This is a genomic window from Rhizobium sp. 01N447_2, from assembly GCF_056399245.1.
Genome location: NZ_JBFTQY010000049.1, coordinates 1 through 24,498, shown reverse-complemented (window position 1 = coordinate 24,498; position 24,498 = coordinate 1). Strand labels below are relative to the sequence as shown.

At 58.5% G+C, this 24,498-nt stretch carries 21 protein-coding genes and 3 pseudogenes; 22 read left to right on the top strand and 2 right to left on the bottom strand.

The window, feature by feature from the left end:
* Positions 1 to 144: 144 nt before the first annotated feature.
* From AC1ECN_RS26425 to AC1ECN_RS26390, 8 genes and pseudogenes are all read left to right on the top strand, one after another.
* Complete coding sequence (locus AC1ECN_RS26425; RefSeq protein WP_477954569.1) at positions 145 to 1,998, top strand: ABC transporter permease; 1,854 nt, start codon at positions 145 to 147, stop codon at positions 1,996 to 1,998.
* Positions 1,998 to 3,131, top strand: coding sequence for an ABC transporter ATP-binding protein (locus AC1ECN_RS26420; RefSeq protein ID WP_130659488.1), 1,134 nt, complete (start codon positions 1,998 to 2,000; stop codon positions 3,129 to 3,131). The genes AC1ECN_RS26425 and AC1ECN_RS26420 overlap by 1 nt, the downstream gene beginning before the upstream one ends.
* Positions 3,132 to 3,173: 42 nt before the next feature.
* Positions 3,174 to 4,301, top strand: coding sequence for an ABC transporter substrate-binding protein (locus AC1ECN_RS26415; RefSeq protein WP_131591825.1), 1,128 nt, complete (start codon positions 3,174 to 3,176; stop codon positions 4,299 to 4,301).
* 23 nt (positions 4,302 to 4,324) lie between these two features.
* A complete protein-coding gene (locus tag AC1ECN_RS26410) occupies positions 4,325 to 5,464 on the top strand; it encodes an ABC transporter substrate-binding protein (protein WP_131591826.1) in 1,140 nt (379 codons plus the stop codon).
* Between the two features lie 37 nt (positions 5,465 to 5,501).
* Positions 5,502 to 6,564, top strand: a pseudogene (locus AC1ECN_RS26405) (ABC transporter substrate-binding protein).
* A gap of 56 nt (positions 6,565 to 6,620) precedes the next feature.
* On the top strand, positions 6,621 to 7,505 hold the full coding sequence (locus AC1ECN_RS26400) for an inositol monophosphatase family protein (RefSeq protein ID WP_477954566.1): 885 nt from the start codon (positions 6,621 to 6,623) through the stop codon (positions 7,503 to 7,505).
* A 101-nt stretch (positions 7,506 to 7,606) separates the two neighbouring features.
* A complete protein-coding gene (locus AC1ECN_RS26395; RefSeq protein ID WP_477954565.1) occupies positions 7,607 to 8,227 on the top strand; it encodes a dual specificity protein phosphatase family protein in 621 nt (206 codons plus the stop codon).
* Positions 8,228 to 8,272: 45 nt separating this feature from the next.
* Positions 8,273 to 8,590: a MurR/RpiR family transcriptional regulator gene (locus AC1ECN_RS26390; protein ID WP_131591829.1), complete on the top strand. Its 318-nt coding sequence runs from the start codon at positions 8,273 to 8,275 to the stop codon at positions 8,588 to 8,590.
* A gap of 601 nt (positions 8,591 to 9,191) precedes the next feature.
* Here the strand turns inward: AC1ECN_RS26390 and AC1ECN_RS26385 are convergent.
* Positions 9,192 to 10,223 carry a LysR family transcriptional regulator gene (locus AC1ECN_RS26385; RefSeq protein WP_245506149.1) on the bottom strand — a complete coding sequence of 344 codons (1,032 nt, stop codon included), beginning with the start codon at positions 10,221 to 10,223 and terminating at the stop codon, positions 9,192 to 9,194.
* A 55-nt stretch (positions 10,224 to 10,278) separates the two neighbouring features.
* On the opposite strand from AC1ECN_RS26385, the gene AC1ECN_RS26380 reads away from it, so the two are divergent.
* From AC1ECN_RS26380 to AC1ECN_RS26325, 12 genes and pseudogenes are all read left to right on the top strand, one after another.
* Positions 10,279 to 11,025, top strand: a complete 747-nt coding sequence (locus AC1ECN_RS26380) for an RraA family protein (protein ID WP_131591830.1) — start codon at positions 10,279 to 10,281, stop codon at positions 11,023 to 11,025.
* A gap of 5 nt (positions 11,026 to 11,030) precedes the next feature.
* Entirely contained in the window at positions 11,031 to 12,035 is a 1,005-nt protein-coding gene (locus tag AC1ECN_RS26375; RefSeq protein ID WP_205928428.1) for a D-2-hydroxyacid dehydrogenase family protein, read from the top strand.
* Positions 12,032 to 12,820: an SDR family oxidoreductase gene (locus AC1ECN_RS26370; protein ID WP_222334177.1), complete on the top strand. Its 789-nt coding sequence runs from the start codon at positions 12,032 to 12,034 to the stop codon at positions 12,818 to 12,820. Before AC1ECN_RS26375 ends, AC1ECN_RS26370 begins: the two co-directional genes overlap by 4 nt.
* Before the next feature lie 38 nt (positions 12,821 to 12,858).
* The gene (locus AC1ECN_RS26365; RefSeq protein ID WP_113546404.1) at positions 12,859 to 14,163 is read left to right on the top strand and encodes an MFS transporter; all 1,305 of its coding nucleotides are present in this window, start codon (positions 12,859 to 12,861) and stop codon (positions 14,161 to 14,163) included.
* Between the two features lie 202 nt (positions 14,164 to 14,365).
* Positions 14,366 to 14,872 (top strand): cupin domain-containing protein, encoded by a 507-nt coding sequence (locus AC1ECN_RS26360; RefSeq protein WP_222334178.1) that lies wholly within the window; start codon positions 14,366 to 14,368, stop codon positions 14,870 to 14,872.
* A gap of 132 nt (positions 14,873 to 15,004) precedes the next feature.
* Entirely contained in the window at positions 15,005 to 15,451 is a 447-nt protein-coding gene (locus AC1ECN_RS26355; protein WP_477954561.1) for a RidA family protein, read from the top strand.
* Between the two features lie 145 nt (positions 15,452 to 15,596).
* Positions 15,597 to 17,171 (top strand): Re/Si-specific NAD(P)(+) transhydrogenase subunit alpha, encoded by a 1,575-nt coding sequence (locus AC1ECN_RS26350; protein ID WP_477954560.1) that lies wholly within the window; start codon positions 15,597 to 15,599, stop codon positions 17,169 to 17,171.
* Between the two features lie 19 nt (positions 17,172 to 17,190).
* Positions 17,191 to 18,624: an NAD(P)(+) transhydrogenase (Re/Si-specific) subunit beta gene (locus AC1ECN_RS26345; RefSeq protein ID WP_477954558.1), complete on the top strand. Its 1,434-nt coding sequence runs from the start codon at positions 17,191 to 17,193 to the stop codon at positions 18,622 to 18,624.
* A gap of 214 nt (positions 18,625 to 18,838) precedes the next feature.
* Positions 18,839 to 19,345, top strand: a complete 507-nt coding sequence (locus tag AC1ECN_RS26340; RefSeq protein WP_113546409.1) for an acyl-CoA thioesterase — start codon at positions 18,839 to 18,841, stop codon at positions 19,343 to 19,345.
* A gap of 610 nt (positions 19,346 to 19,955) precedes the next feature.
* Positions 19,956 to 20,174 (top strand): annotated as a pseudogene (locus AC1ECN_RS26335) (IS110 family RNA-guided transposase); the annotation flags it as partial.
* Between the two features lie 97 nt (positions 20,175 to 20,271).
* Positions 20,272 to 21,045, top strand: a complete 774-nt coding sequence (locus AC1ECN_RS26330) for a fumarylacetoacetate hydrolase family protein (protein ID WP_113546411.1) — start codon at positions 20,272 to 20,274, stop codon at positions 21,043 to 21,045.
* Between the two features lie 177 nt (positions 21,046 to 21,222).
* Entirely contained in the window at positions 21,223 to 21,756 is a 534-nt protein-coding gene (locus AC1ECN_RS26325) for a carboxymuconolactone decarboxylase family protein (RefSeq protein ID WP_477954556.1), read from the top strand.
* 311 nt (positions 21,757 to 22,067) lie between these two features.
* Here AC1ECN_RS26325 and AC1ECN_RS26320 read toward each other — a convergent pair whose 3' ends face one another.
* Complete coding sequence (locus tag AC1ECN_RS26320) at positions 22,068 to 23,069, bottom strand: LacI family DNA-binding transcriptional regulator (protein ID WP_477954554.1); 1,002 nt, start codon at positions 23,067 to 23,069, stop codon at positions 22,068 to 22,070.
* Positions 23,070 to 23,447: 378 nt separating this feature from the next.
* Here AC1ECN_RS26320 and AC1ECN_RS26315 point away from each other — a divergent pair, with 378 nt between their 5' ends.
* The gene (locus tag AC1ECN_RS26315; RefSeq protein WP_477954552.1) at positions 23,448 to 24,293 is read left to right on the top strand and encodes a branched-chain amino acid ABC transporter permease; all 846 of its coding nucleotides are present in this window, start codon (positions 23,448 to 23,450) and stop codon (positions 24,291 to 24,293) included.
* Positions 24,294 to 24,295: 2 nt separating this feature from the next.
* Positions 24,296 to 24,498: pseudogene (locus tag AC1ECN_RS26310) on the top strand (branched-chain amino acid ABC transporter ATP-binding protein/permease); the annotation flags it as partial.

The following is a 24,498-nucleotide window of genomic DNA, read 5'->3' as shown; positions in this document are numbered from 1 at the left end:
GTGACGGGCCACAGAGGCCTGTGAAAGATTGAATTCTTGCTCGCGCTTTTGCGCGCAGGGTCATCCCGTTCGCGGGAGCCTTCTGTGCATGCCTTCGCTTGGACGATGTCATGCGAGCACGGAGATGACGATACGGGAGGCACGATGGCTCTTTTTAGCGATACGATGAAGGCAAAAGTGCCCGCCACGGGTGCTGGCGCAAAGCCATCCGGATGGCAGGTGTGGCGCTATCGGCTCAAGGTCGCCCTTCGCGAGCCAACAACGCTGATCGGTGTCTTGACGGCCCTGCTGTTCACCTACCTGATCGTCATTCCGATCATCTCGATCGTTCTGGATTCCATACGCGTCCAATTTGGCAATGAGCGGCGACTCGGCAAACAGGTCGGCGACCTCACCTTCTATTATCTCGATCGGACGTTCTTCTCTCCTGTTGCGACCGACCTGTTCTGGCACCCGCTCGTCAATACCTTGACCGTTGCATTTGGTGCCATAGCCCTTTCTCTGGTGATCGGCACCATCCTGGCCTGGTTGATTAGTCGGACTGACATGTTCGGGCGACGCTGGTTTGCGACCGCGTTGATCGTTCCGTACATGCTGCCTGCCTGGACCTTTGCCCTCGCTTGGATGACGCTGTTTAAGAACCGAACAATCGGCGGTCAGCCGGGTTGGTTCGAGGCGATGGGCATGACCCCACCAGATTGGGTCGCCTATGGTCGCTTTCCGATTACAATCATTCTTGCCCTGCACTATACGCCCTTCGTCATCCTCCTTTTTGGTTCTGCGCTCCGTCGCTTCGATTCCCAGCTTGAGGATTCCGCCCGCATCCTGGGCGCCCGGCGTTACCAGGTTGCCTTGCAGGTTATTCTGCCTCTGATGCGGCCGGCTCTCCTGTCGGCAATGGTTTTGATCTTCGCCAAGTGCCTGGGCGAGTTCGGCGTTCCCTACGTCCTTGGCCTGCCCGTGAAGTTCGAGGTGCTTTCGACCTCGCTGTTTCGCAGTATCGCCTCACGCCAGACTGGCGTGGCGGGTGTCGTCGCAGCCTCGATCATGGTGATCGGCATCATAACGCTGATGATCGACGCACGGTTGGTGCGCGAGGCTCGCCGCTTCGTCACAATCGGTTCGAAGGGGTCGATGAACCGCCAAAGCCGCCTGGGCAGGATGCGGCTTCCGGCGACCGGGTTCGCCGCAGCGATCTTCCTTCTCGGTGTCGGATTGCCGCTGCTGACGCTCGCATTGTCTACCGTCATGAAAATTCCGGCGMAGTTCACACTCGACAACTTCACGCTCGACTACTGGATCGGCACCAATCTCGACACGGTCGCGCTGCAGACCGGCATTCTCTTCAGCCCGGATCTCTGGGCAGCGGCCGGAAACACATTGATGATCGTCGGCCTAGCATCCCTGACCTCGGGTATTCTCGGTCTCTTCGTCGGGTATGTCGTCATCCGTACACCGGTCCGCGCGCTGTCGGTCTACCTCCGTCAAGTGACGTTCCTGCCTTATCTCGTGCCGGGTATCGCATTTGCCGCGGCCTATCTCTCCTTGTTTGCCGTTCCGCGCGGGCCGATGCCGGCGCTTTATGGGACCGTGACCATCCTGGTGCTTGCCCTTATCGCCGATCAGATGCCCTACGCTTCCCGCGCTGGCATCTCCGCAATGACGCAGCTCGGCAAGGATCCGGAAGAGGCCGCCCAGATCGCCGGGGCAGGGTGGTTGCGGCGCATGATCTCGATCGTGATCCCAATCCAGAAGGGCTCCCTGGTGACCGGCGTGCTTCTTCCGTTCATTTCCGGGATCAAGGGCCTCAGCCTCTTCGTGATCCTCGCCGTCCCGAGCACCGACGTTCTGACCACCTATTCGCTCCGGCTTGTCGATTATCACTACACCCAGGCGGCGAATGCCGTCGTCCTGATCATCGCCGGCATTGCCTATTTCGGCACGCTGCTGGCCCAGAAACTCACCCGCACAAATCTTGCAGAAGGACTTGGAAGCTGATGCCTACGATCAACCTGCGCGGTGCGCAAAAAAACTACGGCGTGAATGCAGCAAACGCGGTCTCGGACCTCGATCTCGAAATTCGCGATGGTGAGTTCATGTGCCTTCTCGGCCCCTCCGGCTGCGGCAAGACGACGACCTTGAGGATGATCGCCGGGCTGGAGAACCTGTCTGGAGGTGAAATTCGCGTCGGAGACAGACTGATCGATTCCGTTGCCGAGGGCGTTTTCGTTCCTCCCGAAAAGCGCGAGATGGGTCTCGTCTTTCAGAGCTACGCGCTGTGGCCGCATCTAACGATCGAGCGGAATACCGATTTCGGCCTGCGGCTGCGCAAACTGCCGAAAGCCGAGCGTGAGGCCCGCGTGGAAAAGGTCATGCAGGCGCTCGACATCGCCAAATATCGCGATCGCTATCCCTCGCAGCTTTCCGGCGGCCAGCAGCAGCGCGTTGCGCTTGCGCGCATGCTCGCGGTCAATCCGGGCGTGCTGCTTCTCGATGAGCCTCTGTCCAATCTCGACGCTCGGCTTCGGCTGGAGATGCGCGCCGAACTCAAGCGGCTACACAAGGAGTTCAAGACGACCATCGTTTTCGTGACCCATGACCAATGGGAGGCAATGACGCTTGCGACCACGATCGCCGTCATGAACGAGGGCACGCTCCAACAGATGGGGACGCCCAATGACATCTATGACCGGCCGGCCAATCGTTTCGTCGCGGAGTTCGTCGGCAGCCCGCCGATCAATATCCTGACATTCGGACAGCCGGGTGTCTCCGATATCGCCGACAAGGCTGAAGCCTATTTCTCGGCGCGGTATCCTGCACTCTCCGGCATCGGCTCGGTCTGCATCCGGCCGGAGGCGATCGGGTATGTCTTGAAGCTCGAGGACATACCGCAAGGTGATTTTTTCGGCGAGATGACCGTCACTGGCGTCCTGCCAACCGGTGGCAGTTGGATCCTCGAATTGCGGAGCGACAACCATACGCTGTTTCTCACGACCCACGCGCTGCCGCGTATCGACGCCGGGGAGCGCGTGTTTTTCCACGCACCACCTGAGGCCCTGCATGTTTTCGATGCACGCGGAGAGCGAATTGCGGAGTCAGATACGCTGCTGAGGAGCGGCGTCTACAACTGACACCCGCGCAACCACGAATAGCTTACTGAAGGAGGAGCAGTAATGAAGAGAAACCTGATCGGCGGCATGGGCCGCGTGTTGTGTGCGACTGCCGTTGCGATGGCTTTGGGAGGTGCGGCAAGCGCCGAGGAGTCGTTCGACCTTGATGCGTTGATCGCGGCTGCCAAGAAGGAAAAGCCGATTACGGTCTATGACAGCACCGGCAAGATCGTCGAAATGGCGAAGAACTTTGCCGCGAAATATGGCCTGTCGGCAGAAGGCTCCAAGGTCAAGGCGTCGGCGCAGCTGGAGATGATCATCCGCGAGGCCCGCGCAAACAACATACAGGGCGACGTGTCGATCGTCAGCGACGCTCCGGCTGCCATGGCCCAGCTGATCCCGCAGGGCTTTGCCGAAAGCTGGCTGCCGCCGGACCTGGCCAAGAACATCCCTGCCGAATATCAGGATCCACTGACGGTCGTCACGAGCGCGAACGTGTGGTCCTATAATACGGCGCTGTTCGACAAATGCCCTGTCGACAACATTTGGGAACTGACCGAGCCGAAATGGAAAGGCAAGGTTGCGATGCAGGATCCGCTCGGAAAAGCGTCCTATGTCGACTGGTTCAACCAGATGGCAAAACATGGCGACGACAAGGTTGCTGCGGCCTACAAGGAGCGATACGGCAAGGATCTTCAGACGGATGAGGCAAGCGCGACCGCAGCATGGGTCAAGGCGCTGGCCGCCAATGCGCCGCTCCTGACCGATGCCGACGCCGCCGCTGCGGACGCCGTCGGCGCCCCCGGGCAGTCTCAGCCCTTCATGGGGCTCATCAGCTCGGCCAAGTTTCGCGATAACGCCGATAGCGGCATGAAGCTCGGCCTTTGCAAGGACCTCAAGCCATGGCTCGGCTGGCTTTATCCCGGCGTAGGCCTGATCACGAAGGGTACCGACAGCCCGAATGCCGCTAGGCTTTTCATCCACTACGTCATGACCGCCGAGGGCATCGCACCGCAGGCTATCGACGGCAAGATGTCGACGAACAAGGATGTCAGCCTTCCCGCCGATGAGCCATCCGGGATCGGCGCGGCTCTAGACCAGTTGCTGCCATACAAGATGGCGACCAGTCTTGACGACTGGGATGCCCGCGAAACGTGGCAGGACTTCTGGCGGATGAACTATCAGAAATAACGAGCCGACCAGGGAGGCACATCATGGCCCATTCGAACCAGACAAGATCGGCATGGCGAGGCTTGCTCGCCGGGACTGCGGTGCTCGTCTTCGCGTCCGCCCTTTCGGCCGCGGCCTATGCCGAAGACACGTTCGATCTTAACGCGCTGATAGACGCTGCAAGAAAAGAACCACCCATCACGGTTTATGCAGTCACCGGCAAGATCGTCGATACCGCCCAGGCCTTCACGAAGAAATATGGCGTGCAGGCGAGCGGCAAGAAGGTCAATGAGGCGACGCAGGTCGAATTGTTGATCCGCGAGCGGCAGGCAGGAAATGTCGTCGGCGACGTCAGTGTGGCAACCGACGTCGCCGCGGCAGTGGGCGAGCTTCTGCCGGAAGGCGTGGTGACAAGCTGGGCGCCGCCGGATCTTCAACAGGATATTCCAGAAAGGCTGCGCAACCCCTTGGTCGTCGCCTCGGATGCGCATGTCTGGACCTACAATACCGAGAAATACGACAAATGCCCGGTGACCAACATCTGGCAACTGACCGAGCCGCAATGGAAGGGCAAGCTCGCCATGCTCGATCTGTTCGACAAGCCGCTCTATGCGGATTGGTTCAACCAGATCGAGATGCATCACGACGTGGATGTCGCCAAGGCCTATGAAGCGCTCTACGGCAAGAAGCTCGACACGAGCAGCCAGAGCGCGACAGCGGCCTGGGTCAAGGCGTTTGCCCAGAACGGACCGCTTCTGTCGGACTCCACCACTGTTGCCGATGCCGCCGGGGCGCCTGGCCAGTCCGACCCTTTCTTCGTGATCACATCGACGGCGAAGTATCGCGACAATGAGGCCAAGGGCCTGAAACTCGGCCTATGCACCGGGGTCCAGCCTTTTTCGGGTTTCCTCTATCCTGGCTTAGGTTTGATCGCCACGCAAACCAAGAGCCCCAACGCGGCAAAGCTCTTTGTCCGTTATCTTATGACCGAAGAGGGAATTGCCCCGCAGACGGTGGATGGAAAGATCTCCGGGAATTCGGCGATTAGCTTGCCGTCCGATGAGCCGTCGGGCATTGCCGCCCATCTCGATGAGCTCATGGCATTCGATGCGTCCACCGCAGCCGCGGATCTCGACAAGCGCGAGGGGTGGCAGGACTTCTGGCGCATGAACTACAAGAAATAAGCCGTAGCAGCCTTTGGCGATCTCCTGGGAGGGAACGATGAATAGAAATGCCAAGATTTCAGTCGCGGCGATCGCCGCCATGGCGACAGCGGTTTTTGCTGTTCCGGCAGTCGCTGGCGATACGGCCGATATCAAAGCTTTGGTCAATGCGGCCAAAGGCGAAAAGCCGATCAATGTCTATGACAGCACCGGCAAGATCGTTGAGATGGCCGAAAACTTCAGCGCCAAATCGAGAAAGTCAATCCAACAACGTTCAGGGCGACGTGGTGTTGATCACCGATGCTCCGGCGGCGTTGGCACAGTTGCTGCCGCAAAAGTTCGTCGAAAACTACCTCCCTGCGGACATGGCCTCCAAGATCCCCAAGCAGTTCCAGAATCCTCTGGCGATCTCGACCAATGCAAACGTATGGGCCTACAACACCGAGGCCTATGACAAATGCCCCGTGGCCAACATCTGGGAGCTGACGGAGCCGAAGTGGAAAGGCAAGGTTGCAATCATCGACCCGCTGACGAAGGGCAATTACACGGACTGGTTCAATCAACTCGATGCCCACGGCAGCGATGCGGTTGCTGCCGCCTACAAGGCGCATTTCGGCAAGGAGCTGCAGACTGATGAAAAGAGCGCTGCTGCCGCCTGGATCAGGGCCCTGGCTCAGAATGCCCCGCTGGCAACAGATAGCGACGACCGGATATCGGAAGCCGTGGGCGCACCAGGTCAGAAGGAACCGTTCTTCGGCCTGTTGAGCTCTGCGAAATTCCGTGACAACGAAGACAAGGGTTACAAGCTCGGCATCTGCACCACGCTCGATCCCTGGGTCGGCTGGAACTATATCAAACTCGGCCTGATCGCCGCCAAGTCGCAAAGCCCGAATACGGCAAAGCTCTTCATCCATTATATCCTGACCGAGGAGGGCATCGCGCCGCAGATGAAGGACGGCAAACTGCCGACCAATAGCGACGTCAGGATGCCGGACGACGAGCCTTCCGGCCTGATGAAGGTCGCCGACAAGCTGCAGGCCTATGACACGTCCACCGGTCTGGATGATTTCGACCGGCGCGAGGAATGGCAGGATTTCTGGCGTGTAAACTACACGAAGTAAGCAATTCCGACGTGAAGCGCGGGAACCTGTTCCCATATGACAGACTGGACATGCCGATGCAAAACCCCACTCGCGTCAACCCGAGCCCCGACAATGAAGACGCGCTTAAGCGATCCCGCAGGTTGATGGAAATCGCCAAAGGCGCGGCGCTAGCCGTACGCGAGCCTCTGCTGCAAGCCTTCCGATCCAATATAGACGTTGACTACAAGGTCGATCTCCACGATGTCGTCACCATCCACGATAAGCGTGCCGAGGCGACGATCCGGGCTTATATTCTCGAGCATGAGCCCAATTCGGCGATCATGGGAGAGGAGGGCGGACAGACGGGCAGTGGGGGTATTCAGTGGTATGTCGATCCAATCGACGGAACGGCGAACTTTGCCCGTGGCCTGGCATTCTGGTGTGTATCGATCGCCGCCGTCATCGGTGGGGAGGTTGTTGCCGGCGCGATCTTCGATCCAGTTTCCGGAATGATGTTCACGGCAGATCTTGCGGGCGCCGATCTGAACGATCGTCCGCTGCGGTCGCGTGCGGTTGCAGAGGAAGCGCATGCGACGCTGATCACCGGCTATCCGGTGGCGCGGGATTTCCGGCTCGACGGTCGCGAGGTAGCACTCGCCAATATGGGTGAACTGGTCGAGACCTTTTCGACGCTGCGTCGTCCCGGAAGCGCCGCTCTCAGCATCGCTCATGTCGCCGCCGGATGGGTTGATGCTGCCGCCGGATTTGGCGTCAACGCGTGGGACGTTGCCGCAGCCACGCTGATCCTGAAGAACGCCGGCGGGCGGTATGAACGGTTGACCCTCGGCAAGGTTCCCGTGGGGGCGGCCGATTTCCTTTGTCCTGGTTACGTCGCGACAGGCGAAGGGGCGCACYACCCGACATTGGAGCGGGTGGCACGGTCCATCTGCGAAAACAGGGCAGCCAGGGCGGCTGCCTAACAGGATCACCGGCGGCGACGCATCAGCCGATGCGCAGCCTGCCATCAACCATCACTTTTTGAACGCCGCCTGCCTCAGGGTAGCGGCCGTGGAGACGACACATGCAGAAATCTGAAGCCGTGATTGGACAGGAAGAGAGACACCTGCCCAAACTGAGCCGCATCTATCAATCGCACCCGTTTTACGGCGTCGATATGTTCATATCGGGAAAGGAGGGGGCAAGCGACCTCGGCCTTCTGCGCCGAAACGGCATCACGACGGTAGTCAACTGCGCCGTCAACCTCGACTTCAATTTCGTGCAGCAGGACAAGATCGTCTCGGATCATGAGGGCAGCGTCTATGGGCCGGGGGAGATTCGCTATTACAAGGTGGGCCTCATAGACGGCGCCGGAAATCCGGATACCCAGATGGTTGCGGCCCACTATATCCTTCGTGCAGCACTTGAACAGATCCTGCCTGACAAACCGTCCTATCCGCTTCGCGAACGTGGCAGCGTTCTCGTGAATTGTCGTGGTGGCCGTTCTCGTTCGGTCGCAGTCGTAGCACTCTTCCTGCATCTCACGTTGCCAAATGAGTTTCCAACACTGGACGACGCGATCGATTTCGTTCGTCGAAAGCGAGAGTTGCCTGTCGATGAATATTATAAAGCGCCGAAGCCAGTTCTCGCAGAAGCCGCCCGGCGGGCGGCTGGGTGGATACGGATGATTGACGCCGCAAAATAGGCTTCGTCTGGCAAGGCTAATGGTTCCAATGCGGTATCGATCGATATGATAACGAAACGTCAAACTTCCAACAGCCAACCCAAGAACTTGCGCGATCTGAAAAACATGATCGCGGCAGGGGTGGTCGTGTTCAACGGGCAGTCGGAACGCGTCATTCGTATCGCGCTCGAAAAACCGGAGTTGATTGCCTTCGGGACATTACAGTCAATCGCCACCGAATGTTCGGTTGCCCCGACGACTATAGTCAGAGTGGCCCGCCTCGCCGGGTTTGCAAACTTCGCGGATTTCAAGGAAATGTATCGGCTACACCTCAGGGGCATTGGATCTGGGACGGAAAGCCCGCGCCCGGCCCCTACGCTCTAAAGCACGAGGTTGTTGTGCAATCTTTCGATAAGCTCGCTGCCAAAGTTTTGCGGTCGAATAATATAGCGGTGTGCAACTTTGCCACCCGTGCGCCTCTGGCTTTCGATAGCTACTCATCAAATCATCAGAACGACGGAAAATGGCTCTCAAGATCTCGCAATGGAGTTGCATAGGCTTCTTAAAGTGGCGACCACAAGGTCATGGGCTGGAATAGCCGGACTGCTCTTATAGATCTAGTTGGCGACCCCTTGCCAAAGCGACTTCCACCTTTCTGTATGGAGTTGATTGTGTTGGCGGCGTCATGCCCATCCGGGGATCGTGTTCCTACAGGCGAAGAATGAGCAGGATGCAGCATGTGGCCGCAATTTGCGTCAAGTTCTCCCTCATCTTCATGAGCGGGTGCGGCGAAGCTTTCAATTACCTACAAGTTCCGCTCCGATGGCTGTGCCGAGCGTGATGTCAGTGAGATGGGATAGACCGCGCCATATGACGATGTTGCCCGGAGGCGGGTCTTTCGCCCGTGCGAGATACCCACCCAATCTGGGCGATTTTGATCAGGTAGGAGGACAGCAGCTTCGGCTCGTCCAAATGCGCGGGTTTGTCATCGATGAGGCGATCGAGCAGCATCTCGACAGGTGTGAGCCGGCCCGCCGCAGACATCGGCAACCAGCGAGCGGAACCATTGGTGTGCGGGATGGGAGTGAAGCCGCTCGTGCCAGATCAGCTTATAGATCAGCCTCTCGGCCTCAAAAGGGAGGCTGCAGGGGGCTAATCCGTGCTGCGACACAAGCGCTCGGCCAGGTCCATTTATGAAGCTGGTTGGCACGCAGGTGAGTAGGTCGCTTCCCGCGACGATTTTGAGCGCATCAGCAAAGTGATTGACAACAGCGGCGATTGTCCGTGTACGACCGTGTAGGCTGAGCCAGCCATCGACTACGCCCAGGTCCATCCCAGATGGCGTGACCAGAACATGCGAAGCGGCCACGAATTGGTCCAGGCTTACTTCTCCTGCGAATGGGTGTCCTTGCCCCATCACGCACACATACTGGTCCGTCAGAAGCCCCCGAACATGAATGTCCCGGGGGAGGGACGGGAACATTCCGACAGCGCAATCCAGCGTGCCGCGGTCAATTGCCTCGAGAGAGTTGGCATTGGTATGAATGGAGAAAACTACGCGGGCATAAGGCGACATTGACCGTAGCCTCATCGTAATGCCGCATACCGCTTCCGCGGCGAGGCTATCCGTCACCGCAATTCGGAAGCTCGTCGGATCAGAACGCGGATCAAATTGCTCCGGTGCGATCGAGGAACGGATCGTGGCGAGCGAACGATGAAGTTCTGGCCAGATGGCCATCATCCGGGAGGTTGGCTGAACTCCATCCGCCACTTTTAGGAATAGTTGATCGCCCGTCAGTTTCCTTGCGCGCCTGAGGGCATTGCTGACTGCCGGTTGACTCATCGCGAGACTGGCGGCGGCGCGCGTCACGTTTCGTTCCAGCATGATGGCTTCAATGACCACAAGCAGGTTTAGATCAAGCCGCACGTTATTCACCTCAGTTATGATGGTTAGACCAAAATCGAAATTGGACCCATCAGGAATTTTGCGCAACTGTATCCCGGAGCCAAAGCGCAAGAAGCAATACCTATTGAAAATAGCTGTCTGCGCCAAAGATGCGAGGATTTATCTTATGAATGATGCTCCTGCCGGAGACCTGATGCCGAAATTGACTGGGAAGATCAGTCCAGAACGTATTCGTCTGTTGCGCGCACCCCGACCGCCTGCGGGCTTGGTCGAGAAGTTCAAGCATATTGCCGACGCCACCAGCGTCATTGCCGACGTTATGGACGAACTGGGCATCACGGGCGCGGTCGGTGCCTCGCTTCTCAAGCCGACGTTGCCAAGCGCCAGCATCGTCGGACCGGCCCTGACCGTACGCAACATCATGCAACGCGAGCATGTTTACGAGACTGCTCGTCGCCGTGAGAATCGTATGGCGGAGTTCGAGGCCCACAATCTGGCGCTCCCCGGGGACGTCATCGTGATCGATGGCGTTCTTGGCGTATCCAACATGGGTGGCATATCGGCCCAGACCGGCAAACGGCAAGGCGAAGCCGGGGCGATCGTCTCCGGGGGTATCCGTGACGTCGGCCATTCCCGCCGCGTAGAGTATCCGCTCTGGGCCACCGAGATCACGCCAGTCACCGGGAAATGGCGGATTGAAACGGTGGAGATCAACGGCGATATCCAGATCGAAGGCGTCCGGGTATCGCCCGGCGATATCGTCGTGGCCGATGAAACCGGGGTTTGCTTCATCCCGATTACGCGCGCAGTTGAGGTGCTGGAACGGGCGCTGGCAAAAGCTGCTTTCGAGCACGAGAAATGTAGCGCAATCGACTTCGGAACCCCAGTCGCCGATCTGCCGAGCAAGGAGTGAGTTCAATGGCCCATCTCGCGCCGAGACTGCGTGTTGCGATCCTCGACGACTATCAGGATATCGTTCGTACGCTCGACTGCTTCAGCAAGCTTGAGGGCCATGAGGTTAAGATCTGGAACGATACTGTAGCCGACGTGGACATATTGGCGGAGCGGCTTGCGGCTGTTGACGTATTGGTACTGCTCCGCGAGCGGACCAAGGTGGACGAACCGCTGGTCAGCCGGCTGCCGAACCTCAAGCTGATCAGCCAGAACGGTCACGTGCCACACATCGATCTCGCCGCATGCACACGTCGGGGCGTGCTCGTTTCATCGGCGCTGACGCAACGCCCTTCCTACCCGACGGTGGAATTCACCTGGGGTCTGATTTTGGCGGCGATGCGCAACATCCCGCTCGAAAGCGCCAGGCTGCGGGAAGGTTCGTGGCAGAGCACAGTTGGGCTTGGGTTGCGCGGTCGGACACTTGGGATTTATGGCTTTGGCCGTCTCGGCTCCATGGTGGCGCGGATCGGCAGCGCATTCGGCATGGAATTGCTGATTTGGGGTCGCCAGGGCTCATTGGATAGGGCGCGGGCCGAAGGCTTTCAGGTTGCCCCGAGCAAAGAGGCATTTTTCGAACAAGCAGACGTGCTTAGCCTGCATTTGCGCCTGAATGCCGAGACCACCGGCCTGATCGGCCCCGGGGAGCTTGCCCTGATGAAGCCGACGGCACTGCTGGTGAATACCAGTCGGGCGGAGCTGATCGAGCCCGGGGCGCTTGTTGCGGCGCTGCGCAACGGTCGGCCTGGAAAAGCGGCGGTCGATGTGTTCGAGCACGAGCCGCTTACTGACCCCGACGATCCCTTGCTGTCGCTGCCCAACGCCTTGTGCACGCCGCACCTCGGCTACGTCGAGCGCGACAATTACGAATTTGCCTACGGCAATGCCTTCGACCAGGTCGTGGCTTTCGCCCAGGGCATGCCGATCAACATCCACAATCCGGATGTATTGAAACATGGAGCACTACTATGAACCTCGAGCTCGACGGGAAAATCGTTCTGGTCACCGGCGGCAGCAAAGGCATCGGACTTGCCTGCGCGCGCGCATTCGGCAGGGAAGGTGCCCGCGTGGTCATCGTGTCACGCAGCCCGGATAACTTGGCCGCCGCGAAGGCGACACTTGCGGCGGGCGGCATYGACGTCACGCCCTTCGCTGCCGATCTTTCCGACGCGGCGGCGGCGGAACGCGCAGTGATTGCTGCGGAAGAACAGGTCGGACCGATTGCTGTGCTGGTCAATTCCGCAGGTGGCGCCGTCCGCGTCCCGCCAAGCGAGCTGACCCCGGACAAGTGGCGCGTCGCCATGGATGCGAAGTTCTTCACCTATATGAACGTGATGGACTATGTCCTGCCACGCATGGTCGCTCGGAGCGCGGGTGCGATCGTCAACATCATCGGCACCGGAGGCAAGATTGCCTCGCCAATCCACATTCCTGGTGGCGCTGCGAACGCGGCACTGATGCTGGCCTCTGCAGGTCTGGCCGCCGCTTGGGGACACGCCGGCATACGCGTCAACGTTATCAACCCCGGCGCCACGATGACCGACCGAGTGCAGATGTCATTGGATGCTGAATCGCGTGCGACCGGAAAGCCGCCTGAGGAGCTGTTGCGTCAAAACCAGCAGCGCATACCGCTCGGGCGTTACGCCACGCCGGAGGAGGTCGCCGATGCAGCGCTCTACCTTGCGAGCGCGCGAGCATCCTACGTGACGGGCGCGTCGCTCACCATGGACGGAGGACTGACACCGCTCGTCGTGTGACGGCGCGTCGGGAACAATCAACATTGGGAGGAAACCAAATGTTCAATTGGTATCGTGAGTTAACAAAACGAGAGCGAAATACGTTCTGGGGATGCTTTGCGGGATGGGCAGTGGACGCAATGGATGCGCAGCTCTTCAGCTTCGTCCTCCCCGTTCTCATCGCAGCGTGGGGTATGTCGACAGCGCAGGCGGGCTATCTCGCCACAGCGACACTCCTTTCCGCAGCAGTGGGCGGCTGGGCCTGCGGCTATCTTGCAGATCGGTTCGGTCGTGTCCGGATCATGCAATTTACCATCTTATGGTTCTCGGTGTTCACTTTCCTCGCTGCATTCACCCAGAACTTCGAACAGCTCATCGTCGTGCGGGTGCTACAAGGGCTTGGTTTTGGTGGCGAATGGGCCGCCGGTGCGGTGCTGATGGGCGAGATCATCCGGCCTGCCCATCGTGGTAAGGCGGTGGGTAGCGTTCAGAGTGGTTTTGGCGTCGGCTGGAGCGCGGCGGCCATATTGGCCGGCGTCATTCTCGCCCACGTGCCGGCGGAATACGCATGGCGGACGCTCCTGATGATCGGTGTGCTGCCAGGTTTTCTGGTGCTGTACCTTCGTCGATCGCTCGAGGAGCCGGAGCTCTATCAACAGACCCGTGCTGCCATAAAGGCCACCGGCCGCGATCCGGGCCTCAGCGCGATTTTCCGCCCCGGCATACTGCACGTGACAATCCTGGCATCTCTGCTGGCGTTCGGCGTCGTTGGGGTCGGCGGAGCAATCGTCAACTGGCTGCCGACGTTCATGAAAACGGTTCGCCATCTCTCGCCGAGTGCCTCCGGCTACTACATATTTCTGGTTACCGGCGGCTCCTTCTTCGGCTTCCTGGCAAGCGCCTACTTATCCGACGTGCTTGGGCGGCGGCGTACATTCCAGCTGTTTCTGGTCTGCTCATGGCTGGTGACCATCGCCTATATGTTTCTGCCGCTGTCAGGCTGGGGACTCATTTTGATGGGAGTACCGTTCGGCTTCTTCACGATCGGCAACTATGCGGCACTCGGCCCCTTCTTCACGGAGTTGTTCCCGACAGCGGTGCGCGGCAGCGGTCAGAGCTTCGCCTATAACTTCGGCAAGGCCGCTGGTGCCATCGCAGTCTCCTGCATCGGCATTCTCGCGCAGTGGATCACCCTAGCCGAGGCCATTGGGTTGATCGCGTTGCTCGGCTACAGCATCGCGATCACGGCGACGCTGCTACTTCCGGAAACCAAAGGCATCAACCTTACGGCCAGCCTTGAGCAAGCGCCCGAGGAAGCCCCCTCGATCGCGGTGGCGGAACAACCTGCTCCGGGCGGGCGGTAGCCTTGCCCGAGAGCCCGGGAACGCTGCTGTGCACTATGCAAATCACAACGTCGACACAGTGACCTTGGGACTCCTCGAGACGCGAAGTCACTAACCAGCGGCTTGCCAAGCTGAATGACGCTCGGAGACGTCGGTAAAATCCGAACCACTTCTGCGACGGAAGCCAGAATGGTTCCGATCCATCCATACGAAGGAAAGATCAATGAAGTCAAAATTCCCATACCTCGCATTCGCCATGACGCTGATGACACAGGCGAGCATGTCCGAGGCCCAAGCCGCCGGCGAACCGATGCAAGTCATTGTTGCGACGCCGCAGGAACTCTCCGTCACCCAAAGTGCGTCCAAGACTGTCGGCGTGTCCCAAGTCAGCGGGCAGAGCGCTAGCATGCTCTATGGCGATCCGACAAAACCTGGACTTTATACGGTCATTCTGCGCCTCGATCCACACAAGCGCATCATGCCGTTGTCGCATCCCGATTCCCGCTTCGTGACCGTCTTGGCGGGAAGCTTCTATATTGGATGGGGCGACACCTACGACGAGACCAAGCTCAAAGCACTCCCGGCGGGAGGTATCTACACCGAACCCGCCAATGCCAATCATTTCGGAGAGACGCGAGACGAGCCGGCGCTCGTCGCAATCACCGGATACGGGCCGAGCGGGACCACCTATGCGGATCCCGCCGATGCGCCAAGCGCGGTCAATAAATAGATCAATCCGAGGACCGACCGAAGCGCCTCATTGTTTTCGGTGCCGTGCATTTCCAGATGGCAAGCACGGTTCCGAAAGCGATGTGCACCAGGCAATAGCAAGAGCGCTGAGTGAAATGACAGGAGAAATGACATGGTTCAACCCACAATCGACAATCCTTCTGATGTGGCGAAGGGAGGCACAACTAAAGGCCGYCGCCAAAGCGTCACTGTTGAGGCGCTCGCCCACAAGTACCCGGTGCCGAACGCCTGTCGGATCGACAACCTGATCGTGTCCGGCGCGATCCAGGGGGTGGATCCCGAAACGCATCTAGTGCCACCGGATCTCACGTCGCAGTGTGCTCATCTGTTCGTAAACATGAAGGCGATCGTCGAGGCTGCCGGCGGCTGTACCGACGACATTATCAAAATGACCGTCTATTTGCGCGACCGCGACAATCGAGAGCCGCTGAACGCAGAATGGGTGCGCATGTTTACGGATCCTGCAACCCGGCCGGCTCGGCACTCGCAGCCCTTGCTGACGGAAGGTCCTTCATTAGTGCAATGCGATTTTATTGCGGTAATTGGGCGGAGTGGCTGAGGTCGTTGCTTTTCGTTTACAGATTTGGGTGTCGGCGGCTCCATTGGCTTAAGCCTGCTCAATAGACGCTCATCCGTCAGTGCTAGTAGTTCATCGCCGCCTGGTGAGCGAATACTTCGAAACGATCGTCCAGGGAGAAAAAACGATGAAGATTGGCGCACCTAAAGAAATCAGTAGGCACGAGGCGCGCGTCGCGATGACACCCGACAGCGCGGCTCAACTGAAGAAACTTGGACATGAATGTGTGATCGAGGCAGGGGCGGGCCATTCGGCTGGATTTCCGGACTTAGCATATCGTTCGGTCGGTGTCACCGTGGTCGATGATGCCTCGGCACTCTATGCCATCGGCGACGTTATCGTGAAGGTTCGGCCGCCAACCTCCGGTGAGGTATGCCGGCTTGGCCCAAACCAGACGCTGATCTCATTGTTCAATCCCGCGCAAAACAGGGAGCTTCTGGAGCAGGCTGGAGCAAAGGGCGCCAACGTCATAGCCATGGACATGGTGCCGCGTATTTCGCGTGCGCAGAAGATGGATGCACTGTCATCGATGGCCAACATCGCCGGCTATCGGGCAGTGATCGAGGCCGGTAACAATTTCGGACGCTTCTTTACCGGTCAGGTGACGGCGGCTGGTAAGGTACCACCGGCCAAGGTGCTGGTGATCGGTGCCGGCGTTGCCGGCCTTGCGGCGATCGGCACGGCAACCTCGCTTGGTGCTATCACCTATGCGTTTGACGTGCGGCCGGAAGTCGCTGAGCAGATCGAGTCGATGGGTGCAGAGTTCGTCTACCTGGATTTCGCCGGCCAAAACCAGGATGGCGCTACGACCGACGGCTATGCCGCACCGTCCTCGCCGGAGTTCCGCGAGAAGCAGCTGGAGAAGTTCCGCGCACTGGCGCCTCAGATCGACATCGTCATCACCACCGCCCTGATCCCTGGTCGTGACGCGCCAAAACTGTGGCTGGCCGATATGGTGGCAGCAATGAAGCCCGGTTCGGTAATCGTGGACCTGGCCGCCGAGCGCGGCGGCAATTGCGACTTGACGGTCGCCGACCAGCGGGTCGTATCCGACAATGGCGTCATCGTCATCGGTTACACGGATTTTCCGAGCCGGATGGCCRCKCAGGCCTCCACGCTTTACGCCACCAACATCCGCCATATGATCACAGACCTGACGCCTGGCAAGGATGGCAAGCTCGTCCACAACATGGAAGACGACGTCATCCGGGGTGCAACCGTAACCTATCAGGGTGAAATCACCTATCCGCCGCCGCCTCCCAAGATCCAGGCGATCGCTGCACAGAGACCCAAGGACAAGGCGAAAGAGCCGACACCGGAAGAAAGGCGCGCGAAGGAGGTGGCCCTCTTCAAAGCGCAGACGAAGAGCCAGGTCATGCTACTTGCCGGTGGCACTGCGCTATTGTTTCTCGTCGGTGCCTTTGCGCCGGCAAGCTTCATGAGCCATTTCGTCGTCTTTGTGCTGGCCTGCTTCGTCGGCTTCCAGGTGATCTGGAACGTCTCTCATTCCCTGCACACGCCGCTGATGGCGGTCACCAATGCGGTTTCCGGCATCATCATCCTGGGCGCACTCTTGCAGGTGGGCTCCGGCCACCGACTGGTGCAGGTCATGGCGGCGTTGTCGGTGCTGATTGCTACCATCAACATTGTCGGCGGCTTCCTCGTCACACGGCGCATGCTCGCCATGTTCCAAAAGTCTTGAGCGCTGAGGGATCTTCAAAATGACTATCGGTATCGTATCGGCAGCCTATATCGCAGCCGCAGTTCTCTTCATCCTGTCTCTGAGCGGCCTGTCGGGTCAGGAAAGCGCCAAGCGCGCCGTCTGGTTCGGCATCTCAGGCATGGCGCTCGCCGTCATCGCAACCGTTTTCGGTCCGGATGTTGGCAACTGGTTCATCATTGCCTCGATGATCGCCGGCGGCGCGGTGCTTGGCTCCTATGTGGCAAGTCGGGTGCAGATGACGGAGATGCCGCAGCTCGTCGCGGCATTGCATTCGTTTGTCGGTCTTGCTGCTGTGTTCATCGGTTTCAATGCCCATATCGAGGCCGCCCGCGTCGCCGGTCTAGACGAGGCGGCTCGTGAAGCGCTAGACGGTTTTGCCGCTATCCTCGCCCATAAGGCGCCGGTGGAACTCGCCATCATGAAGGTCGAGGTCTTTCTCGGCGTCTTCATCGGTGCGGTCACGTTTACCGGCTCGGTCATTGCCTTTGGCAAGCTTGCCGGCAAACTAAACGGCAAGGCGAAGAAGCTGCCGGGTGGCCATTTCCTCAATGCCGGTGCTGCGATCTTCTCGCTGATCCTGCTCCTCATGTATTTGAATGGCGCAGGCGTCTGGGTGCTCCTCCTGATGACGCTCGCTGCCTTCTTCATCGGCTATCACCTGATCACGGGCATCGGCGGCGCCGACATGCCGGTGGTGGTTTCGATGCTCAACTCCTATTCGGGCTGGGCGGCAGCGGCGATCGGGTTTTCGCTCGGCAACGACTTACTGATCGTCACCGGTGCCCTGGTCGGCTCTTCTGGGGCGATCCTCTCCTACATCATGTGCAAGGCGATGAACCGCTCCTTCGTCTCGGTCATTCTCGGCGGCTTCGGTGGTTCGAGTGGACCAAAAATTGAGATCATCGGCGAACAGATCGCCATCGATGCCGACGGCGTCGCAGCAGCGCTCAACGATGCCGACAGCGTTATCATTGTGCCGGGCTACGGCATGGCCGTCGCTCAGGCTCAGCAGGCGGTTTCGGAACTGACCCGCAAGCTGCGTGCCGCTGGCAAGACGGTGCGCTTCGCCATCCATCCGGTGGCAGGCCGTCTTCCGGGTCACATGAACGTGCTGCTCGCCGAGGCCAAGGTGCCTTATGACATTGTGCTCGAAATGGACGAGATTAACGACGACTTCCACGAGACAGACGTCGTCATCGTCATCGGCTCAAACGACATCGTCAACCCGGCCGCTCAGGAGGACCCGAACTCGCCGATATCAGGCATGCCGGTGCTGGAAGTCTGGAAGGCAAAGCAGGTTTTCGTATCCAAGCGCGGCCAGGGCACCGGCTATTCGGGCATCGAAAACCCGCTGTTCTTCAAGGACAATACCCGCATGTTCTATGGTGATGCCAAGAAGTCGATAGGTGAATTGCTGGTATTGACGAACTGAAGCGAATTGCGCGCGGTTTGGAGAAGGTTCAAACCCGAGCATAGTCCACAAATGTTTCAGGACGGGCGGTGCGTTCATCTTTGTAGCCTTCGGTGGTGGTTACCTATCGTTTGACGAACTGCTTTCCGAAACCACTCTTAGGTACCCTCTCGAGACATGAATGAACTGCCAACCGTGTTTCTAATCACGTAGCTCCGGGAAGGAGGCCTGAAAAATGCAGAACGGACATCTTCTTGAATTAGGGCACGAGGCGACCACGCTGGAAATGGCGGTCCTAATGAGCCCGGACATGGCCAATTTTTCCGGAAAGGTTCATGGTGGCGCTCTGCTAAACCTTCTGGACCGCGTAGCCTTTTCCTGTGCCTCGCGCTTCTCCAGGTGCTATGCCGTAACCCTCTCGGTCGATCAGGTGGTATTCCGCCAACCCATCCATGTCGGAGAGCTCGTGACGTTTCGCGCCGCGATTAACTTTGCTGGCCGAACCTCGATGGAGGTGGGGATACGGGTTGAGGCCGAGAATATGCGCAGCGGCGCACGCCGGCATACGAATTCGTGCTATTTCACAATGGTCGCTGTTGACGAGGACGGGAAACCTGCCGAGGTACCTGCATATATTCCGAAGACTGAACTTGCTGAACGCAGACTTCGGGCCGCTGAGGTCCGCCGTAAACTGCGTAAGGAGTTCGAGGAGCGATTGGACGCAGCCGGCAGTGAACACTAAGAGCTATGAAAAGGGCTTGTGACCAAATCGCGTAAGCCGTGGGACATTCGCCGCACTCGCGGTTGGGCTGGGTATAGCATTGCGACGTCGTTCCGGTCAGTGTCGCGCTTGCCGCCATCATTGCGATTGCCCAGTCCATTTCTTGGCCTTTCGCGGTAATCATGTGTTCCGGCGTGCAAATTTGGGTCTGACTTATTCTCGATGAGGTTTTGGATTCCACTGGCCTGGTTTCTGAAGGAGAATCAGCGCCATGCGAGCCCATTTTCGGCTTTGCGATCTGATCCCCGCCGAGTCGAATGCGGAGGCAGTACATCACAGACGCGACGTGCTTGTCGTCGTCGCACATGGTCAGTCCCGAGATTGCAAGTGTCCCGAATGCGGTAAGACCTCCCATCGCGTTCATAGTCGCTATCCTCGGATGATTGCCGATCTGCCGCGTGCGGGGTCGAAGGATCGAATTGCACCTGACCGTCCGACTCGGCGGGGGCCAGATCACTAAGCGCCAGATGTACGGGTGCGGGAAACTCGATTTGCTTGACGCACGTATCGTCGGAGACAGCCTGATGTCATCGAGATTGCATTAGACCAAAATTTGGACACGATGACGTAATTGCTGCCGCATGTCCCAGTTTGCGTCGTTGACGAGACCGGTCGCCTGATCTTCGAGGGCCGGGCGAAATCGGATCCTGGCGCTTTGGCGGCGCTTCTCGCGACGAAGGCCCCGCATGCTGAACGCGTTGGCTTCGAGACCGGTGCAATGTCGAGCTGGCTCTGGCATGGACTGAAGAGGATCGGCGTGCCAGTGTTCTGTATCGTCGCGCGGCACGCATGAACAAGAGCGATGAGAAAGCGCGCGGCTGCAGATCGTGGTGCATTGACGAACTCCTCACGAGTGCGCTAACGTTAGCAAAAGCGGAGATCGAAAAATGAAGATTGTGCGCTACCAGACCGTCGATGGGATTCACTACGGGGCTGAAAGTGAGGGCAGGATTGAACGTATTGTCGGTGATCCGTTCGAAACTGTCGAGTGGACAGGGGAGGTGGATCGCCTTTCAGACGTCCGCCTCTTGTGCCCGGTGGAGCGGCCCCGGATATTTGGCGTCGCGTACAATTACCGACAGCACACCGACGAGTCCGGAAAGGAGCAGCCGACGCTTCCGGTGCTGTTTATGAAGCCAAGTACGGCAGCGAGCGGCAACGGCGATGCGATTGAATATCCGAGTGACGGCGAAATCGTCCACTACGAGGCTGAACTGGTTGCCATCATAGGCAAAGGCGGACGTCACATCAGCAAGGAAAATGCCTTGCAGCACGTCCTCGGCTACACATGTGGCAACGATATCAGCGACCGCGTCATACAGCGGCAGGAAAGCAAATTCGGGTGCCTGTTGGCGGGCAAGGGCTACGATACCTTTGCACCGATGGGTCCGGCTATCATAACGGATCTCGATCCGACGAACCTTGACGTCATCCTTCGTCAGAACGGCATCGTCAAACAGTCCGGGAATACGCGAGACCTCGTAAACCCGGTAGCTGACATCGTTGCTTACTTAAGCCGTTTCATGACGCTACTGCCCGGCGATGTGATCATGACCGGTACGCCCGCGGGAGTTGGGCCGATCGTTCCCGGTGACGATCTCGAGGTGGAAATTCCCGGGATCGGCGTTTTGAAGAACCCCGTGGTTCCCGCTCCACACTAAGCGGCGCGCGAGCGGAGACTCTCCTCAGATGGATTTATATCGCGGAGCGAAAATTTCGGTTGACCTCAAGTTTTCGAGTGTTATTAATGCTAACGTTAGCATATGCCAGCGAGACGGTTCTGCACCGGACGGCCTCGGGCAGGGAGATTTGCGAAAGACAAAGTTGAGGGTGGATAAATGGCACGCGTAAAATATGTCTCGAATACCGAACTGGCCGAGACGCAACCGGCACTCAATGAGCGCCTGCTGAAGGAGAGGAAGGTTCCGACCGGAAATATCTTCCTTGCGCTCGCCAATGCTCCGGCAGTCCTCAACGACTTCCTGACCTATGCGAATGCGGTCCGGGCGGCTGACCTCAGCCCGAAGCTGCGTGAGATGGCGATCCTGACGGTCGGTTACTGTACAAACTCCGAGTACGAAGTGAAGCATCACCATTCTCATGGGCTCAAGGCAGGCCTGACGGAGGAGCAGTTCCATGCCATTCCGAATTTCGAACACTCGGATCTTTTTAACGAGCAGGAAAAGGCTGTGATGGCCTTTGCCAAGGACTCCACGCTGAACGTCGATGTTTCCGATGAAGTGTGGAACGGGGTCGCAAAGTTCCTGTCGGAGAAGCAGCTTGTCGAATTGTCGATCAATGTCGCCTGGTACAATTCCGGCGTTCGTCTCATGGGCGCGCTGAAGATCGATCTTGAAGAGGGATACCGATGAGCAAGCGGGCAGCGTGGAAGCGGCGTCCGCCTCGGCTTGCCGCCTAAAGCGCGTCGCGATCTTTCAGATTCGCTCCTCGCGCTTTAGATCTTTGTTTTTACGCATGTTGTTGTCGCAAAATCGCTGCACACTTTTGCGCGACATGCTTTAGTTTTGGCGGCGTCTCATCAAGATCATTCCAGAGCTTTCAGCGTCCGGCCCTGGGATATGGGATGAATCGCAGCCAATCAAAGAGAGGCGCACGTCGCTGGACGGGGCGCCTCTCTTTGATTCGGCGGCTTGCTGCGGGAGATCGACATCCTGCCGGCGTTTCACGGAGCGCTCGTGCTGCCGCGAATGACCAATTGGGGCGGAGAGATGAAGCTGTAGGGCTTGCTTAGGTCACCCTTGTTCTGAAGATGATGCAGGAACCAAAGCCCGCAAGCCGTTGCCAACTCCGAAACAGGCAACTGGACCGTCGTCAGTCCCGGCCCCCACCACCGATACCCAAGTTCATCGCCAAACCCGATGACGGAAATGTCGCGGGGGACGCGCAAAGCCTGATCCTGTATTTCATCAATGACTCCGGAAGTGTTTTGTACCGCACCGATCACAACCGCCGTCGGTCGATCCTTCAAGGAAAGAAGGCGACGCACGGCCTCCCGTCCGAATTCGGTCGACGAAGGCGCGCCCAGTTCCTCATAAATGGTGATCGTGTGGCCGGAGCTCTTAATCGCGTCCCGGAAACCCTGCACGCGGGCTGCGCCAGTGGGCAGCTCTTCCGTGCCGCCGATATAAGCGATCCGTTTGTGGCCTTCATTGATGATATGTTCAGTGCTTTCGTAAAGCGCCCGTCTGTCATCAATCCCAAACCATTGTTCGCCGAGCAGCGGCGCCTTTCGCAGCAGTTGGATGTGAGGCGTCATCTTCAGGATTCGCGCAGAATCGGGATGAGGTTTTGCGCTCGGGACCAGAATGATCCCGGCGACGTTGACGCTTGTGAGTTCCTTGATGTGACGAAGCTCGTGCATTCTGTCGTCATCGGTTTCACACAAGGTCAGCTGGTAATTCGCTGAAAGAAGGCACCGCGACAGAGCATGGGCAATCGTTGAATAAAAGCTGTTCCGGATATCTGGAACGATCAGCCCAACGAGATTACTCTGAACCCCACGCATCATGCGCGCGGCACGATTGGCAATGTACCCCGCTTGAGTTGCAGCTTCGTTCACCTTTCGCTTCATCTCGGCGCTGATGCGTCGATCGTCGGCAAGGGCGCGACCCACGGTCGAGGGTGAAACTTGCAGTGTGGCGGCGATGTCTTTAATTGTTACCATTGTGCTTGGCTCGAATGATCACTTCGCCAACGATAGCACTGACGTCGCAGTTGTCAAACTCCGAAATCACAATCGATTTCGCCAAATCGATGCGATCTAATTTTCGCCCCGATGCTTCGGTTCGCTGACGAGGCGCAGTCATAAAAATTCCAAATTTCTCATAGGCTTGATCTCGCGTTCCGGGACTTCTCGCTCGTTGTCGCCGCGCCTGAAGCGAACGCCGGCAGCGAATTAACCTGTTGAACGGCGTTGACAGGCAGGCTTCGCTATGAGACGAATGTTGTGCGAACGTTAGCGCAAACGGGAGGAGGCATAACGTATGGATGTTCTGGTGTTCCTGGAGCCGGTCATCGTATCCACAGAAGGACGTGGATCCTGATGACCCTTGCTCTTTTCTTGCAATCGGCTGTTGGTGGCGTCTTGCTGGGTGGGATGTATGGCCTGCTGGCGATGGGCCTCAGCCTGAGTTGGGGCTTGTTGAAGCTGGTGAACCTCAGTCACTTCGCGCTGGCCTTCCTTGGTGCTTACCTGACCTATCAGTTTGGCACCGTTTACGGCGTCCCGGCATATTTGAGCGTTCTGGTGATCGCGCCGCTGTTTTTCGCACTCGGCGTTGCGCTGCACAGCGTGTTCGTCCGCTTTCAGGTGAAGGAATTCGCGTCTCTCCTGGTGACGTTCGGCGTCACGATCCTGATCGAGTCGCTGATCCAATGGATCTGGTCGGCTGACTTCCTTCGTTATGAAACACCCTATGCCCAGAGCACCATCCGGCTTGGTCCGATCTTTGTGCCCGTGCTGGATCTTTCCGCCTTTGTTTGCGCCGGGGTGCTCGCTGGAGCGGCCTGGTACGCGTTGAACAAGACCATGCTCGGCAAGGCGCTGCGTGCGGCCGCCCATGACGCCCCCGTAGCGTCAGCTTTCGGTATCAACTCTGCTCGCGTGTCATATATTCTGGCTGGCCTTTGCTCGGCGACAGCGGGTATCGCCGGTGTCTTCATCGCCCTGATCGGAACTTTGGCACCATCTCAAATCGAGGCCTGGATAGGGGTCGTATTTGCCGTCGCCATCATCGGAGGATTGGGCAGCCCCATTGGTGCACTGGGCGCCGGAATGCTAATTGGCGTGGCCGAGAGCCTTACCATGTCCGTTGTGAATCCCGCTTGGGCGCCGCTCGTAGCATTCAGCGTGCTCATCGTCATCCTCTTGCGCAAACCGGTGATTTGATTATGAAAAAGCTTCTAATCACGGCGCCTATCGTAGCGGTCCTGGCCTTGCTGCCTTACCTGGGAATGGCGGATTACTACCTTTCCTACCTGTATATCATCTTCTTCTGGGTCGTGCTGGCAACGAGCTGGGGCATCCTGAGCGGTTATACGGGTTACTGGAGTTTTGGTCATGCCGCGTTCTTCGGGATTGGCGTCTACACAAC

Coding starts and splice junctions, on each gene's coding strand:
- AC1ECN_RS26345 (WP_477954558.1), top strand. CDS start 17,191: ATGACTATCGGTATCGTATCGGCAGCCTATATCGCAGCCGCAGTTCTC.
- AC1ECN_RS26375 (WP_205928428.1), top strand. CDS start 11,031: ATGGCCCATCTCGCGCCGAGACTGCGTGTTGCGATCCTCGACGACTAT.
- AC1ECN_RS26410 (WP_131591826.1), top strand. CDS start 4,325: ATGGCCCATTCGAACCAGACAAGATCGGCATGGCGAGGCTTGCTCGCC.
- AC1ECN_RS26365 (WP_113546404.1), top strand. CDS start 12,859: ATGTTCAATTGGTATCGTGAGTTAACAAAACGAGAGCGAAATACGTTC.
- AC1ECN_RS26415 (WP_131591825.1), top strand. CDS start 3,174: ATGAAGAGAAACCTGATCGGCGGCATGGGCCGCGTGTTGTGTGCGACT.
- AC1ECN_RS26360 (WP_222334178.1), top strand. CDS start 14,366: ATGAAGTCAAAATTCCCATACCTCGCATTCGCCATGACGCTGATGACA.
- AC1ECN_RS26340 (WP_113546409.1), top strand. CDS start 18,839: ATGCAGAACGGACATCTTCTTGAATTAGGGCACGAGGCGACCACGCTG.
- AC1ECN_RS26330 (WP_113546411.1), top strand. CDS start 20,272: ATGAAGATTGTGCGCTACCAGACCGTCGATGGGATTCACTACGGGGCT.
- AC1ECN_RS26320 (WP_477954554.1), bottom strand. CDS start 23,069: ATGGTAACAATTAAAGACATCGCCGCCACACTGCAAGTTTCACCCTCG.
- AC1ECN_RS26315 (WP_477954552.1), top strand. CDS start 23,448: ATGACCCTTGCTCTTTTCTTGCAATCGGCTGTTGGTGGCGTCTTGCTG.
- AC1ECN_RS26325 (WP_477954556.1), top strand. CDS start 21,223: ATGGCACGCGTAAAATATGTCTCGAATACCGAACTGGCCGAGACGCAA.
- AC1ECN_RS26380 (WP_131591830.1), top strand. CDS start 10,279: ATGAATGATGCTCCTGCCGGAGACCTGATGCCGAAATTGACTGGGAAG.
- AC1ECN_RS26395 (WP_477954565.1), top strand. CDS start 7,607: ATGCAGAAATCTGAAGCCGTGATTGGACAGGAAGAGAGACACCTGCCC.
- AC1ECN_RS26390 (WP_131591829.1), top strand. CDS start 8,273: ATGATAACGAAACGTCAAACTTCCAACAGCCAACCCAAGAACTTGCGC.
- AC1ECN_RS26420 (WP_130659488.1), top strand. CDS start 1,998: ATGCCTACGATCAACCTGCGCGGTGCGCAAAAAAACTACGGCGTGAAT.